The organism is Phyllobacterium trifolii (assembly GCF_014192095.1).
Taxonomy (GTDB): Bacteria; Pseudomonadota; Alphaproteobacteria; order Rhizobiales; family Rhizobiaceae; genus Phyllobacterium; species Phyllobacterium trifolii.
The window spans coordinates 22,515-38,535 of the sequence record NZ_JACHXN010000035.1; the positions used below are offsets into that span (position 1 = coordinate 22,515).

A 16,021-nucleotide genomic window follows, 5' to 3' on the forward strand; every position below is an offset into this window, starting at 1 on the left:
GTTAGGTTCAATCGGTTTCGTTAAATTAAACTCGCTCCAACGCTTCGCCAAGGACAGCCAGCGCTTCATCGATTTCAGCCTCAGTAATGACAAGCGGTGCGAGAAAGCGGACCGTGTTGCGATGAATGCCGCACTTAATGAGAAGCAGTCCGCCATTGCGGGCTTCATCGAGCACATGTTGTGTCCGATCGGCATCCGGTGCCTTCGTCGCGCGATCGCTGACGATCTCCATAGCCAGCATAAAGCCTAACCCTCTGACATCGCCGATGAACGCATGTCTTTGCTGGAGGTCTATCAACCCTTTTCGTAATTGCGCCGCGCGTTGGCTTCCATTCCCAAGTAAATCATCCCGTTCGAAAGTCTCTATGACGGCCAACGCGGCAGCGCAGGCGAGGGCGTTGCCACCATAGGTTCCGCCAAGACCGCCTGGTGTTGGAGCATCCATGATCTCTGCTTTCCCAACGACGGCTGACATGGGGAGGCCTCCGGCCAAGCTCTTAGCAATGGTTACGAGATCGGGCTCGATGCCCGAGTGCTGAAAACCGAACATTTCGCCTGTGCGGCCAAATCCCGTCTGTATCTCGTCCAGAATAAGGACAATGCCGTGCTTATTTGTTATCTCACGGAGCGCCGCGATGAAATCCACCGGGGCCGGATGGAATCCCCCATCGCCCTGCACAGGCTCGATAATGATGGCGGCTACGCGGTCCGGGGCGACGTCTGTTGCGAAGACCTCTTCAAGTGCCGCGAGCGCAGCGGCAGTGGTTACACCTCGATAGGCATTGGGGTAAGGAATATGGAAAATCTCTGGCGCGAACGGACCGAAATTCTGCTTGTAAGGCTGGCTCATTCCCGTCAGCGAAACACCTAGCAATGTGCGGCCATGAAAGCCGCCACGAAATGCAATGACGGCTGGGCGATTGGTATAACTGCGAGCAATCTTCACCGAATTTTCGACGGCCTCTGCACCTGAAGTGAAAAAGGCGCTCTTATAACCATTCCCCACCAAGGCATTCAGTTTTTCCGCTAGCTCGATATAAGGCTCATAGCCGACAACCTGGAAACAAGCATGGGACAAATTCTCGATCTGTCTCTTCACGGCATCGACGACCCGCGGATGGTTATGCCCGACATTGAGGACTCCGATTCCACCAACGAAATCCAGATAGCGTCTGCCGTCCAAATCCCAAAGTTCGGTCCCTTTCGCCTTGCTGGCAAGAATAGGATGTGCCGTAGCGATGCCGCGCGCGATATTGCGGTCACGCCGCTCAAGCAAATCCTGCGTCTTATGGGCGGTACTGGTCATTGGCTAGTCTCCGGTATTTGTGCGGTTAGTAGACGGCGTCGAGGCCGGCGATGTGAAAGCTTTTGATTTCGAGATATTCCTCGATTCCCAGCGTGCCGCCCTCACGGCCTGTGCCGGATTGCTTAACCCCGCCGAAGGGGGCAACTTCCATGGAAATGCTGCCTGTATTGAGGCCAACCATGCCGAACTCGAGCTGTTCTGCGACCCGCCAGGACCGGTTGAGATCCCGGGTATAGAAGTAGGCGGCGAGTCCGTAAGGGGTTGCATTGGCTATATGAATAGCCTCGCTTTCCGCGTGGAAGCGAAAAAGCGGAGCAACCGGGCCGAATGTTTCTTCATTGGCCAAAAGCATTGCGGTCGTGGCATTGCCGACGATGACTGGCGATACGATGCGGCCGCCACCTTTATCCGCTTCTGCGGGCGTGAGGAGTGTACCGCCTTTTTCGAGAGCGTCGTTTACATGCACGCGCACCTTCGCGACCGCAGCCGCGTTTATCAACGGTCCGATGGTGCTGTCGGCGGCGAACCCGTCACCGACGCGCAGCCTAGCCACTGCCTCTATCAGTCTCTCCGCGAAGCGATCATAAATTCCGTCCTGTACGAGGATGCGATTTGCGCATACGCAGGTTTGACCGGCATTGCGGAATTTACTGGCGATAACGCCGTTAACCGCAAGGTCAATATCGGCATCGTCAAACACAATAAACGGAGCATTGCCACCCAGCTCAAGACTGAGGCGTTTCAGAGTCGCCGAACTTTGTTGCATCAGCATGGCACCAACGCGAGTTGAACCGGTGAAGGAAATTTTTCGCACGGTAGCGCTTTCTGTCAGCATTGCTCCTATGGCTTCCGGACGGCCAGTGACGACGCTGATTACCCCTTTCGGGAAACCGGCGCGTTCGGCGAGCACTGCCAACGCCAGCGCGGAGAATGGTGTGAGTTCTGAGGGTTTGACGACGATAGTGCACCCGGCGGCCAGCGCAGGGGCGGCTTTGCGGGTGATCATAGCATTTGGAAAATTCCAGGGGGTAATGGCAGCGGTAACGCCTACAGCTTCCTTCATCATCATGATTCGCCGGTCAGCCGTTGGAGCGGGAACGGTGAACCCCGAGATGCGACGGGCCTCTTCGGCAAACCATTTCACGAAGCTTGCGCCATAGCGCACTTCGCCTTCCGCTTCCGCCAGTGGCTTTCCCTGTTCCGCAGTCATGACCCGTGCCAGATCAGGAGCATTGTCAATGATGAGTGCGTGCCAGCGCTCGAGGAGCGCTGCTCTTTCTGCTGCCGGTCTGGCACGCCAGTTGCGGAAGGCAAGATCCGCGGCGGCAATAGCGTCAGAGGTATCATCGCGACCGCAGTCAGGCACGCTGCCTATGATGGCGCCAGAGTATGGATTGTCTACGTCAAGCGTTTGGCCGCCGGATGCGTCTGTCCATCTACCGCCGACATAGGCTTGCTGTACGAACAGGGTCGGGTCGTTTAGTCCAAGCGGGTTCATCGTATTCCTCAATAAGTACGAGTGCGGTCGACCAGACCGACCATCGCAGTTCCACTGCGATGGCGGCGAATGTTGGCGATCACCACGTCAACCGCCGTATCGGGCTGGGTCATGCTGGCTATGTGCGGCGTGAGCAATATTTTCTCGTGCGACCAGAAAGGATGGTTCGCGGGAAGGGGCTCGGGGTTGGTCACGTCGAGAACGGCACCCGATAACTGGCCTGACTCAAGAGCCGCCAAAAGATCTGCTTGCACCAGATGATCACCCCGCCCGCAATTGATCAATGCGCTACCCTTTGGAAGCATATCGAACAGAGTCGAATTGAGGATGCCGGCGGTCTCGGCGGTCAGCGGCAAGAGACAGATCACGATATCGCATTGCCCAAGGAATACAGGAAGTCCGGACTCTCGTGAATGGCAGTGCACGCCGTCAATCTGATGGGCCGAACGGCTCCAGCCAGACAAAACATACCCAAAGGGACGCAGCCTGTTGATGACGGCATGAGCAAGGACGCCGAGCCCCATTATGCCGACGCGCAGCCCCGCAGCAGGACCGAAACGAATGCCGCGCCATTCGCCACGCCTTTGCTGCGAAACATAGGAAAGGAGATGCCGATGCAGCGCGAGAACACCGAGGGTGGCATACTCCGCCATGCCGTCGGAGATTCCGGGTTCAATCATGCGTATGACAGGCAGATCCGATGGCAAGGCGGCCAAGTCAAGCTGGTCCACACCTGCACCCAGTGAAAACAGAACCTGCAGGTTGGGATATGTTGTGACGATATCAGCAGGAGGATGCCATACGCCGAGGTAGCGCACATCAGCAGGATTGGTCTCATGCGGTTGAAAAGAAAAGCCGATATCCGGTGCCCTTTCCGCAAAAAGAGCAGCCCATTCCATGCCCCGCTCGGCGTCCGCGTGGTAGAGAAACGTCATTTTCTGCAATGCTCCCGCCCGCAAACCGGGGTATCAAACCAAGGCTTTTTCCTGTTCCATTTCCGCCATGTCCTGAAACCGGTCAGCAATGCGCGGGTGCGCGCGGCCATTGTCGCAAGCGCCTATAGCGATCAGCACCTCGTCGGGTGCGGGCGCATCGTTTATCTGGAATGTTGCAGTCAGGAAGTGCGAGCGTTTGCCGGTTTCACTTTTGTGAGTCATCGGCAGAGACAATAGCGAGCCCGGAGAGTTGCGCGTGTTGGTGAAGCTCAGATATGTCGTACCATTCACGGCTTCACGGAACATGTTGCCGAAGCGCAGTGTATGGATCAGCGCGGAAGCGTGCTCGATCTCTCCGTTAACGCCAACCGCCGCAGCTTTCCCGTAGGCCTCGACCTTGTCAGCGGGCATCAACGCCACCAGACGGCGGGTCATTTCAGCCCCAAGCGGTGGTGCCAGACGCAGGATTTCGGGACGCAGGTTCTCGACGAAACCCTCGCCAGCCCATGGGTTCTTCAGAACTGCTGCCACAACGACCATGGTAACGGGGCGCTTCGCCTTGCGGCCACCCTCGATCATGGTTTCTTCAACAAAGGTGACGATCTTTCTGATTTCAAGTGTCATGTTGCAGTACTTTCGCTTTGATCCGGTCGGTGATGGATGAAGCTAACGATGCGGCCGACGTGATGTCTTCCTATGGTCCCGAGCAAAAAGCTGCTGGCTTCCCCTCAGAAGCGGTGTAGCATTCACTGTCAGCAAATGAATTAAATTGCCCGGGCATGATGCGGGAGCTTCAAAACAAGTTGAACTACAAGGATCAGATAATATCGCTTCGTGAAGCCGCCAGCCTGATCAATTCGGGAGGTGATCTGACGACTGTGCTGCGCCATCTGTTGCAGGCCGCCTGCCGCCACGCGGGCTGGACGATGGGCTCGATCATGAGCATCGATGCATCGCATGGCTATGCCTTTGTCATGCTGCGCCACGATCCGACATTGCTGCAACGGGTGCTGAAAGACCGCTGGGAGCTGGCAACCAGCCCCTCACTGATCGCGCTGAAGCGCAACGAGCCTGTTTACATACGCGACGCCCGCGTTTCCGAAGAGTTTCCCGGCTATCGCAAGGAGGCCTTTGAGCGTGACTACCGCACCGTGCTGGTTATGCCGATGCAATGCGCCGATGCGGATGGTCGGCCCATGGTACTAAATGTAGTTTCCCGCGAAATCGTGGACGTATCTGATGATGACCTCGCCTTTCTCGGCATGATCGTGCATTTGGGCGCCATAGCAATCGAAAAGCAGCACCGGCTTCGGGCCGAGCGTTCGGCCGGAGAGCGCTTGCAAACTGTTTTGCATGCGCACACCTCGCTGCTTCAGGATGTGCTGGCGGGCGGTTCCATTCCCACGCTAGCCACAACGATTGGCGATCTTCTTCCCAATCCGGTGATCGTGGTGGACTTCAACGCCAATTTGTTGATCGGGGGAAAATCCCCCGATCCCGCGCATTTCACCAACGATACCTGGCAGAATGCCACGGCAACTGCTCTCAACCGGCAGTTGATGAAATCCGCGCGCGAAGCGGTCGACAATCCCCGCGCCGAGCCGCAAACACTGTTCCTCGACGATGGGACGAGACGCTTTCATATTTCGGTTCGGATCGAACCGTTGAGCGTGGATGGCGAGGCAGTCGGCGCCCTCTTCATTTTTCCGACGGCACAGGAGTTCAGCGATCTCGACCTCCTGTTGCTCGACAGTGCTAAATTTGCGCTGAGCGTCCAGATGATGCGCAGTTTCATCCGTTTTCGTTTTGAAACGCGGACCCTGACAGAGCTGTTCATGGAATTGGTCGAGCATCGCTGGCGCGATGCCAGCGATCTATTGCAGCGAAGTCAAAGGCTCGGCTTGAACCTCGCTTCCCCCTCACAGATGATCGTAGTGGACTTTCCAGAACAGACACGCAAACTTGCGGGCAAGTCGGCTGACCTGCATCACGCGGTCCTGCGCCTTGTCCAGCAAAATGCGGCTCACGCGAGTGTCGTCTCAATCGCAGACGGGCTTGTCTGTCTTGTTCCATTCGAAGCCGGCAAGGGGCAGGAGCGAACAGCGAAGCTGATGCGCCGCATCTCCGAGGAACTAAAACGGCATCTGGAGGAGGAACCGATCGTAGTTGTCGGCAACCGGTGCGTGACTTTAACCGATTATCCCGAAAACTGGGAAAGGTGCTGGCGAACGATAAAGATCGCACGGGCCTTCGGGCGACGCGGCGTATTATCTGGGCAGGATTTCGGCCCGCTTCCCATGTTCGTAGCTGCAGCCGATGTTGGAGAGGTGAAGGGTTTCGTCGAGGAGTCGATTGGCGCCATCGTTGCGCATGACCGCACTCACGAGACTCCTTACCTCGAAACCCTTTCAGCTTTTCTCAAGGAGGGTTGCCGTAGCCAGGCCTGCGCCGATGCGATGGGTCTGCACGTTACGACCCTGCGCTATCGCCTATCGCGGATACACGATTTGTTCGGCGTAGAGGTCGACACGCCCGACCGGCGGTTCGCCGTGGAACTTGCCATCCGCCTGCACAGTGTCATCGACAGCCATTCCCCGCGTCAAAACTGAGATCGAGCTGCTCGATGTCTTGTCCTCTGTACCGGAGGAACATTGCGTCGAAGCTTTCCGTCTTATGTGAGGAAGAACGGAAGAAGAATAGCGCATAGCCTGCTTCCATGACGAGCAGAGAGCAGGAAGGTAGCGTGTGCATGTTGGCACCAGCCCCTCAATCCGAAACAGCCATTGATCCCATCGCCTTGCGTAGGGCCTTCGGTACTTTTGTGACCGGCGTGACGATCATCACGACCATCGACAGCGAAGGTAATCCACGAGGGATGACTGCCAATTCCTTCACCTCGGTATCGCTCGACCCGCCATTGCTGCTGGTTTGCGTTGGCAAGAGCGCTACGAGTTTCCCCGCGTTCAACGAAGCGCAGTCCTTTGCGGTCAACTTCCTGCATGAGGGGCAAACGGAAATATCAGGCGTCTTTGCATCGAAATCGCCGGACAAGTTTCAATCGGTCAGCCATGACCGGGTTCATACCGGTGCGCCCGTCCTGACCGATTGCTTGACCTGGTTCGACTGTACCACGCACAACAGTGTTGATGCCGGTGATCATATCATTCTCATCGGTCAGGTGCGCGCGTTCGGCACCAGCCCTTCCGCGCCGCTTGGCTTCTGTCGCGGGCGTTATGCCAATGTCAAAGATCCATTGCCTGCCGGTTGGCTGACCTCTCACGGCATGGTCGTTGGTTATCTCATCGAGGCGGATGGCAATATCCTGCTGCGCTCGGACGGCAAGGGCGGATGGGTGCTACCCAGCGCCAAACGCCGTATCGCCGACAATGAGCTGAAGCTCGACGATGGTGGAGCCCTGACTCTGCTCCCCGAGAACACATTTCTCTATTCGGTTTTCGACGTTGCCGATAGCGATCCGGGTTACCTGATCTATCGTGCCCGGCTTTCGCAGGATTCGATGGGCGTCGCACTGCCAGCCGACCTCAAATTCTTCCCCAACGAGGCGCTTCCCTATGATGTCATTCCGACACGCGAGGTGCGCGCGATGCTCCGCCGTTACGTGCGCGAAAGGCTCGATGCACGCTTCGGCATCTACATGGATTCACGGGACGGAGGACGCCTCGCAATGATCGAGGGTGACGCCCAGCCTTGGCGGCAAGCGTCTCGCGAACAATCTTAGCAACTCAGGACCCAGAATATGCAAACGACGGTAAAGACACTCGAGGGCTCACGCCAGAACCTGTTCATTGGCGGTGATTTTGTACAGCCGGAAAGCGGCGTCTATATCCCCAGTTATGATCCGACCAACGGTGCAGCCTGGTATCAGCTGGCGGATGCAAATGAAGCTGATGTTGATAAAGCGGTGAAAGCTGCGCGCGCCGCGCTCGTAAACCCGGCATGGCGCCGGATGACGCAAACGGATCGCGGCAAGCTGGTACGCCGTCTCGCAGAACTCGTAACCGAGCATGCCGATGAATTGGCAATGATCGAAACGCGGGACAATGGCAAGCTGCTCAAGGAAATGTTGGCGCAGATGCGCGCCATGCCGGATGCCTATACGTATTTTGCAGGCATGGCCGACAAGCTGCAGGGCGATACCATACCCGTCAACAAGCTTGACATGATTAATTTCAATATGCGCGAACCCCTTGGGGTCATCGCCATGATAACACCGTGGAATTCGCCGCTCATGCTGCTCACGGGGACGCTGGCTCCCTGTCTCGCCATTGGCAATACGGTTGTCATCAAGCCGTCCGAACACGCCTCTGCCTCGACATTGGCGTTAGCCGAACTGATTGCAAAGGCAGGCTTTCCGGCGGGTGTGGTCAATGTCGTTACCGGCAATGGTGCGACGGCGGGCGAAGCCCTTACCCGCCACAAGGATATCGCGAAGGTCGTGTTTACCGGAAGCACCCAAACGGGCCGCCGGATCGCCGGAAACGCTGCCGCCAATCTCGTGCCTTGCCAGATGGAGCTGGGCGGAAAATCACCGCATGTTGTTTTTGGCGATGTGAAGATCGAACGTGCGGTGAACGGCGTTGTGGCAGGGGTGTTTGCCGCAGCCGGACAGACCTGCGTCGCCGGATCGAGATGTTTTGTCGAAACCAATATTTACGACGAGTTCATGGATGCGCTTGTCGAACGCACGCGCCGTATAAAGGTCGGTCATCCCCTTGATGACGATACGGACGTAGGACCACTGGCGCTGTCGGCGCAGCTCGAGAAAGTCGAGGGCTATGTCGCTTCTGGGGTCCGTGATGGTGCAAAGGTTGCTATTGGCGGATGCAGGCCGCAGTCGGAAGACCTTGCGCGTGGCTGGTATTACGAACCGACTATATTGAGCGACGCGCAGAACGATATGGGTTTCATGCGCGACGAAATATTCGGCCCCGTGGTCGGCGTTATGCCTTTCTCGAGCGAGGAAGAGATGATCACCCTTGCCAATGACACAAATTACGGGCTGGCTTCCGGAATCTGGACCCAGGACATCGACCGGGCGATGCGCTTTGCGCGCAACATCGACGCGGGAACAGTGTGGGTCAATACGTACCGATCAGCCGCTTACATGTCGTCGAATGGCGGCTTCAAGGAAAGCGGATACGGAAGACGCGGCGGTTTCGACGTGATGAGGGAATTCTCCCGATCAAAGAACGTGGTGATCGATTATTCGGGCGCCATGCAGGACCCATTTGTAATCCGGCTCAAATAGAAATCACAATCAGAAAAGCCCGGGGAAGGGACAGAACATGAAATTTGCAGTTTCACTCAGTATGGAGCGGTTTTCACCCGGAACGCCAATGAAGACGGTGTTGGCCAATATGCTCGAGCTCGTAAAACGAGCTGACGCTGGTGGCTTTGAAACATTGTGGACCGCGGAGCATCACACTATCGAATGCACTATATCCCCCAATCCCTTTACGGTGCTTACCTGGCTGGCGCAGCACACCGATCAGATACGGCTCGGCACGGCGACGCTGGTTGCGCCTTACTGGACTCCGATCCGGTTGGCAGGCGAGGCCGCGCTTTGTGATCACCTGACGGGAGGGCGGCTCGAATTCGGTATCGCCCGCGGCGCTTATCAGTATGAGTTCGACCGCATGGCGGGTGGCATACCCCAGCAGGAGGGTGTCGCCTATATGAAGGAATTGGTGCCTGCCGTGCAGAAGCTTTGGGCCGGCGATTATGCTCACGATGGTCACTATTGGAAATTCCCTTTGGCTACATCCGTACCAAAGCCGTTGCAGACGCCGCATCCGCGTATCTGGGTCGCTGCAAGAGACCCCGGCACATTCGATTGGGCCGTGGCTAATGGTGCGAATATATTGTCAACGCCGCTCTCAGCACCAGCCGCGGAAATTGCTGTGCTTGGTGAAAAGTTCCGCAAGGCTGTTGCGGATCATCCCAATATTCCTCGGCCGAAATTTATGATGCAACGTCGCACCTGCGTCTATGACAAGCCTGACGATTGGCAGGTAGCAGTCCAGCACAGCATGGATTATGGCAGGACCTTCGAGAACCTGTTCCAGAATATCGGTACTGTGACGAATGGGTTCCCGGAAGCAGTCCCTTTTGAAAGCGTCAAGGATCGCGACAATTACAACCCCGAGAGTATCCGTAAGAACCTCATGTTCGGCACGCCCGATGAGGTGATCGAGAAGTTGCTGGACTACGAGGCAGCTGGCGTCGATCAATATTGTCTTGGTCTGTCATTCAACCTGCCGTTTGAATTGCAGAAGAAGACACTGCGATTGTTTGCTGAAGAGGTGATGCCCTTCTTTGCCCGGCGCGAGCGTGAAAGTGCCCGCCTTGCCGTTGCAGGTGAGTAACATGGTCGGCCCGCTCCAGTACCGCGTAGGAAGCGTCAATTTGAACTACCGTGTCGATGGGAACGGGCCGGACCCCTTGGTGTGCATCCACGGCGTTGGTTCCTACCTCGAAGCATGGAGCGGAGTCGTTGAACGGCTAGCAGGCGACTTCACGATACTGACCTTCGATCTTCGCGGGCACGGAGATTCCACCAAGATCAAGGGCCGTTACGACATAGACGATTTCGTTGCCGAGACATTGTCACTTGCGGACCATATGGGTTTTCAGAGCTTTCATCTTGCTGGCTTTTCGCTTGGCGGTCTGATTGCGCAGCGGCTTGCCCTGACGCATCTCGATCGCGTCCGCCGCCTGGTTCTGCTTTCCACTGTGGCTGGACGCACGCCCGACGAGCGAGAGCGTGTGCTGTCAAGGCTTGCCGCACTGCAGGCTGGTGAACCAGGCTCGCATTATAACGCTTCGCTATCCCGCTGGCTTACCGAGGATTTCCAGGCGCAAAATCCAGAAAAGATTGAAGCCCTGCGTGCGCGCAATGCATTGAATGATCCTGAATGTTACGCCTCTGCCTATCGCGTGCTGGCGGAGACGGATTTTGGTGGCCTTCTTGATCAGATTCGTTGTCCCACATTGATTGCCACAGGTGAGGAAGACGCCGGCTCAAATCCGCGTATGGCACGTTACATGCACGAACGGATCGTCGGATCACAGCTTCAAATCTTGTCCGGTTTACGCCATTCGATCCTTATAGAGGCACCGGAGCTTGTTGCTGGCATGATGAAGGGCTTTCTCGTGGAGGAGGCATTGGTGCGCCATGGATAAGCATTTGCAACAGGAAGGTGAGGCGGTCAGGCGCAAGGTTCTGGGCGATATTTATGTGGACCGGGCGCTGCACAATGCGGATGAATTTTCGCGACCGTTTCAGGATGTGCTGAACGAGTATTGCTGGGGAGCCGTCTGGACGGATGGAGCGCTCGATCTCAAGCAGCGTAGTCTTCTCAATCTTGGTATGTTGGCAGCAACAGGACGCATGCATGAATTCGGTGTTCATTTCCGCGGGGCTGTTCGCAACGGACTCACGGAGCCAGAACTTCGTGCCGCGCTGATCCAGATCGCCATCTACTGCGGGATACCGACCGGAGTAGAATGTTTCCGCGTGGCTCAAACCATCCGTAACGAAATGAAAGCGGAGCGGCAGCCGTGATAGTCGAGGAGCGTATATACCGGATCAAGTCTGGCATGCTAGCGCGCTATTTGAAGCTTGTCGAAGAAGAGGGGTTGGCTATCCAGCAGCCCATTCTCGGAAACCTGATCGGCTACTTTACGACAGAGATCGGAACACTCAATCAAGTCATCCACATGTGGGGTTATAGTGATTTCGAGGACCGGATGCGTCGACGCAAAATCCTGGCGGACGATGCGCGCTGGCAAGAATTTATCCCGCGTTTGACGGAGAATATCGCAAGCCTTGAAAACAGGCTTCTTCTCCCCACCGACTTTTCGCCAATGAAATAGAAGAGGTCAGAATGAAAGATGCCACAGCGAAATTTCGAGTGTAACCAAATATACTGATTATGCATGTTCCGCGAAGGAGCTTTCCGGTCCTTGCGAGGAATGACCGTCGCAATTCTCCTATGCTTCGCTGGAAGACGGATCATACAGTTAGCTTTTTAGTTTCATTAACAATCAGCGCCCGAGGTCCGCCAAGAGACCAAGCGCGAAGAAGATGGGAACCGATCATGACAGAGTGTCTAAAGATTGAGAATCTGTACAAGATTTTCGCCAGGTCGCCGGATCAGGCAATGCAGATGCTTGCGGCTGGCAGCAACAAGGATGAGGTTCTCGCAAAGACTGGAGCGGTTGTCGGCCTGAATAACGTGACGTTGTCGGTCCCTGCGGGAGCCATCTATATGATCATGGGTTTATCGGGTTCCGGCAAGTCGACGCTGGCCCGCTGTATCAATCGGTTGAATGAACCCAGTTCGGGCAAAATTATTCTTGATGGTGAGGATTTAGTCCCCATCAATGAAGAGCGGTTGCGTGAAATTCGCCGGACCCGCATTTCTATGGTTTTCCAGCATTTCGCTCTGCTGCCGAACAAACGCGTCATCGAGAACACCGAATTTGGATTGAAGCTGCGCGGCGTTCCGCTGCAGGAGCGGCGCCGGCGTGCCGAGGAAGTTCTGTCCGTCGTTGGACTCGCGCGCTGGGCCTATCACTTCCCGCATGAACTCAGTGGCGGCATGCGGCAGCGAGTCGGGCTTGCCCGTGCACTGGCGACCGATGCCGACGTGCTGATCATGGACGAAGCGTTCAGCGCGCTCGATCCGCTGATCAGGACAGAAATGCAGGAAGAACTCCTGCGATTGCAGCGAACCTTCAGAAAGACGATCCTGTTTATCACGCATGATTTTCAGGAAGCGTTGAAGCTGGGCACCCGCATCGCGATCATGTCCGAAGGCGAACTTGTGCGCGAGGGTACGCCGCAGCAGATCGTGCTTGAACCCGGCAGCGACTACGTTGCAGCTTTCACCCGTGAGATCGACCGGTCCCGGCTGTTTGATGCACGATCAATTATGACAACGGCGCGGGGGATCGCACAAACGTCAATGGGCGGCGTCTCGGAGAAATTCCCACCGACCGGCGAGCCAGCCTTCGTGGTTGATACAGATAATCGCATTCTTGGTGCACTCAGCGCTGCCGACCAGCGCATGGTCAATGCCGGGACATCACCCGGATCGCTGCTCTCCAGCGATTACATCGCCGTTCCTGCCAATGCCAAACTCGTCGATGTGGCACGCGTTTTCAGAACCGGCCAGCCAATGGCCGTTGTAGACGAGAACGGCAAGCTGATCGGCACGCTTGGCGCCGAGCAGATATTGTCGCGCATCGCTGCAACCTCCAGCCCCCAACCATCATCACTTGGTGACCAAAATGTTTGACGCTGAAGACCTTTATATCTTTCCAGTTGACGTCTGGATTCAGGACGGTGTGGAATGGCTCGCGCTCAATCTCCGTCCGATCTTCCTTGCGATCAAATGGCCGGTCGAAACGCTGCTGTCCTTCAATGATTATGTACTGCACGAGATCCCGTTTCCGGTTTTCGTCATCCTCATAGCCTTGCTGGCCTACAGACTGGCAAGTCGCGGAATCGCCCTCTTCAGTGCTCTCGCTTTGATCGCCATCGCCTTCATGGGGGTGTGGTCCGAAGCGATGACAACCTTGTCGCTCATCACAACCGCAATTCTTATCTGCACGATCATAGGGGTTCCGATTGGCATACTGTGCGCCCGCAGCGATTCTGTCTGGAACATCGTCCGACCGGTACTCGACGTCATGCAGACCACGCCGACCTTCGTCTATCTGGTGCCGGTCGTGATGCTGTTTGGTGTTGGCACGGTCCCGGGCGAAGTTGCAGTCGTCACCGCCGCCGCGCCGCCACTTATCCGCTTCACCAATATCGGCATTCGCATGGTCGAGAAGGAGATGGTCGAAGCGGGCCTGGCATTCGGCGCCAATAATCGCCAGCTGCTCTGGGAAATCCAATTGCCGCTTGCCATTCCCACCATACTGGGCGGCCTCAACCAGACAGTTCTGACGGCAATGGTCATGTCCGTTGTTGTCGCGATGATCGGCGCCGAGGGTCTTGGCCTTGTCGTTCTTCAGGGGCTTGGACGGCTGGATGTCGGTCGTGCCGCCGTCGGTGGTATCGCCATTGTTCTCCTGGCCATGATGCTGGACCGGATCACTCAGAAAATGGCGCAGCCCAGGGACGTGAAGGCAAAGTCATGGTTCCGCAGCCTTCTCGCGCTCCTGCAGATCGGTCGCGTTGAACAGCTGCCAGTTCCTACTGGGCGAAGCGCGGTCTGAAACAGAACACCAGCCGGCTCTTGGAGAGGGGGAGATTTGTGTCGGCGTTGAAGAGGTACACCAAAATGAAGAAAAGAAACAATCCAGAAGGAGAACGCATATGAAATTCAGCATCGAAGCCATCGCTCGAGTGACGGCAGCATTGGCCGTCGCGGCGATCGTGACATCCGGGCAGCCTGCAACGGCCAAGGATCTGCCGGGCACCGGCAAGACAATCCGCTTTGCCCAGTCGGACAGCCTCGGCGCAAATTATGTAACGGCGCAGATCGTCATGGCTGCCTTCAAGGAGATGGGCTATGACGTCAAGCTCAGCACTATCAACACGACCCTGTTCTTCCAAGCTGCCGCTCAAGGCGATCTCGATGTCGCATCGGACATCAATTTCCCCCAACGTGAACCCGGCTACCTCAAGGTAGAAAAACAGGCCATGGCTATCGGCGACGGTATGATCGTCGGCGGCGGTATTAATGGCTATCTGATTGACAAGAAGACGGCGGATGCCAACAACATCACCTCACTGGAACAGATGAAAGATCCGAAGATAGCGGCTCTGTTCGGCACGAAGGGGAAAGCAGATCTCATCAACTGCGATCCAGGCTGGAGCTGTGGCGATGTTGTGGATTTCCAGTTGGAAAAGTTCCAGTTGAAGGACACGATCAATTCCGTCCGGGGCAAGTATGAAGCTCTTATGGTGGAAGCCGTTGCACGTGTGAAACGCGGCGAACCTGCCTTCTTTTATGCCTGGAGTCCGTCGTGGGTGAACAATGCTCTGGTTCCTGGCAAGGATGTCGTTTGGCTACCAACGCCGTTCGATGCGCTTCCCCCGTCGGTACCGAACAAAGGGTCGGCCGAGGTCAAAGGTGTGACCGGCTGCGCTGGAGGCGCAGATCCGTGCCGGATGGCAATGGCATCGTGGAACTGGATTTCCGTAGCAAATCGCGAGTTCATTGCGGCCAATCCGCAGGTTAAGAGCCTCCTTGAGGAAATGAAATTTCCACTTGCCACATGGTCGGAGTGGGAACACACGATTAATGAAAAGGGCGGAAGCACCAGTCAGATCAACAAGCTGGCGGACAGTTGGATGTCCGAAAACAAGGAACAGTTTGAACAGTGGGTTGCCGCTGCCTCTAAACCAACCAACTGACGATCAGAACTCACCCACCCCTTCATTTGGGGGTGGGTGAGTTGCCGGGAATCTAGTTGGATGGGCAAAATCTCACGCGATGGATCGACCACTTTGCGTCAGGATGTCATCCCCCAACGAATTAATTCAGTATAGCCGATATTCGTTGCTGATTGGCGACGTGGAACTCTGCGTCCAATCGGACACGACGAACCCGCTCTTACCGGCACCTTCAAAATCGTTGTCCCGTCTGTCGCATCGCTGAGTTCTAATGGTTCCTCGCTAGGTCTCCAGAGATCAGATAATGGTCGTCTGGAATAGCACTCCAGAAAAAGGCATTGGCGGGTCAGCAGTTCGGTTGCCCTCAAGGCGTGCATCGCTTCAAGTACGAGCGCCGCCCTGCTGGCATGCCGCTCCTTGTGGCGCAGGAGTCGAAAACTGCGGACCGGAAGTTCAAATGCTGCTTTAACGAGGAGCCCTTCCTGCAGATAGAGGTCAGCAGCGGTACTCGAAATGGCGGCCGCGCAATCGCTTGAGCGCACGGCAGACCGGCGGGGTTGGGGGTGTTGTCCCTATCTCTGAAAGACAGATGTGTTAAGGCACTCGCTAGCAGTTTCAGACGATCTGGCCGCTGACGGCTTTCCACTGAGCCATGGCTTGCAAGCAGTGATTGCGGGTCTGACTTTCGGACATATGCTCTCTCGATTGGCCGCCGGATGCGGCTCGGTCGGGCCGATTTAGCCGAGGAGATAGTCCGGGTGCAATAGCGGATATGTCATGCGGTCTGGCGCCAGCGCTCCGTAACGATCTGGAAGACCGGATCATTTGGGAGCGAAACGTTGCGGTGTGATTACGGACAGCGCACGATTGCAGCGATAGGGGCCTCGCCGGGCGCGCATTGATGTTCG

The 16,021-nt window shown here is 56.4% G+C and carries 14 protein-coding genes; 10 read left to right on the plus strand and 4 right to left on the minus strand.

Going from position 1 to position 16,021, the window contains the following annotated elements; translation table 11 throughout:
* Positions 1–25: 25 nt before the first annotated feature.
* The 4 genes from gabT to FHS21_RS28585 are packed head-to-tail and all read right to left on the minus strand — an operon-like array spanning position 26 to position 4,363.
* On the minus strand, positions 26–1,306 hold the full coding sequence (gabT, locus tag FHS21_RS28570; protein WP_183665412.1) for a 4-aminobutyrate--2-oxoglutarate transaminase: 1,281 nt from the start codon (positions 1,304–1,306) through the stop codon (positions 26–28).
* A 25-nt stretch (positions 1,307–1,331) separates the two neighbouring features.
* Positions 1,332–2,804, minus strand: coding sequence for an NAD-dependent succinate-semialdehyde dehydrogenase (locus tag FHS21_RS28575; protein ID WP_183665414.1), 1,473 nt, complete (start codon positions 2,802–2,804; stop codon positions 1,332–1,334).
* 8 nt (positions 2,805–2,812) lie between these two features.
* Positions 2,813–3,739 (minus strand): 2-hydroxyacid dehydrogenase, encoded by a 927-nt coding sequence (locus FHS21_RS28580; RefSeq protein WP_183665417.1) that lies wholly within the window; start codon positions 3,737–3,739, stop codon positions 2,813–2,815.
* 33 nt (positions 3,740–3,772) lie between these two features.
* The gene (locus tag FHS21_RS28585) at positions 3,773–4,363 is read right to left on the minus strand and encodes an amino acid synthesis family protein (protein ID WP_183665419.1); all 591 of its coding nucleotides are present in this window, start codon (positions 4,361–4,363) and stop codon (positions 3,773–3,775) included.
* 179 nt (positions 4,364–4,542) lie between these two features.
* Between FHS21_RS28585 and FHS21_RS28590 the strand changes: the two genes are divergently transcribed.
* From FHS21_RS28590 to proX, 10 genes are all read left to right on the plus strand, one after another.
* Positions 4,543–6,348 carry a helix-turn-helix domain-containing protein gene (locus tag FHS21_RS28590; protein ID WP_183665421.1) on the plus strand — a complete coding sequence of 602 codons (1,806 nt, stop codon included), beginning with the start codon at positions 4,543–4,545 and terminating at the stop codon, positions 6,346–6,348.
* Positions 6,349–6,488: 140 nt separating this feature from the next.
* A complete protein-coding gene (locus FHS21_RS28595) occupies positions 6,489–7,478 on the plus strand; it encodes a flavin reductase family protein (RefSeq protein ID WP_183665423.1) in 990 nt (329 codons plus the stop codon).
* A gap of 18 nt (positions 7,479–7,496) precedes the next feature.
* A complete protein-coding gene (locus FHS21_RS28600; protein ID WP_183665425.1) occupies positions 7,497–9,008 on the plus strand; it encodes an aldehyde dehydrogenase in 1,512 nt (503 codons plus the stop codon).
* A 37-nt stretch (positions 9,009–9,045) separates the two neighbouring features.
* A complete protein-coding gene (locus FHS21_RS28605) occupies positions 9,046–10,125 on the plus strand; it encodes an LLM class flavin-dependent oxidoreductase (RefSeq protein WP_183665427.1) in 1,080 nt (359 codons plus the stop codon).
* 1 nt (position 10,126) lies between these two features.
* Positions 10,127–10,942, plus strand: coding sequence for an alpha/beta fold hydrolase (locus tag FHS21_RS28610; protein WP_183665429.1), 816 nt, complete (start codon positions 10,127–10,129; stop codon positions 10,940–10,942).
* Positions 10,935–11,324 carry a carboxymuconolactone decarboxylase family protein gene (locus tag FHS21_RS28615; RefSeq protein WP_183665431.1) on the plus strand — a complete coding sequence of 130 codons (390 nt, stop codon included), beginning with the start codon at positions 10,935–10,937 and terminating at the stop codon, positions 11,322–11,324. Before FHS21_RS28610 ends, FHS21_RS28615 begins: the two co-directional genes overlap by 8 nt.
* On the plus strand, positions 11,321–11,635 hold the full coding sequence (locus FHS21_RS28620) for an NIPSNAP family protein (protein ID WP_183665433.1): 315 nt from the start codon (positions 11,321–11,323) through the stop codon (positions 11,633–11,635). The genes FHS21_RS28615 and FHS21_RS28620 overlap by 4 nt, the downstream gene beginning before the upstream one ends.
* Before the next feature lie 224 nt (positions 11,636–11,859).
* Entirely contained in the window at positions 11,860–13,062 is a 1,203-nt protein-coding gene (locus FHS21_RS28625) for a quaternary amine ABC transporter ATP-binding protein (RefSeq protein ID WP_183665435.1), read from the plus strand.
* A complete protein-coding gene (locus FHS21_RS28630; protein ID WP_183665437.1) occupies positions 13,055–13,990 on the plus strand; it encodes an ABC transporter permease in 936 nt (311 codons plus the stop codon). The genes FHS21_RS28625 and FHS21_RS28630 overlap by 8 nt, the downstream gene beginning before the upstream one ends.
* A gap of 100 nt (positions 13,991–14,090) precedes the next feature.
* Positions 14,091–15,134, plus strand: coding sequence for a glycine betaine/L-proline ABC transporter substrate-binding protein ProX (gene proX / locus FHS21_RS28635; RefSeq protein ID WP_183665439.1), 1,044 nt, complete (start codon positions 14,091–14,093; stop codon positions 15,132–15,134).
* Positions 15,135–16,021 lie beyond the last annotated feature (887 nt).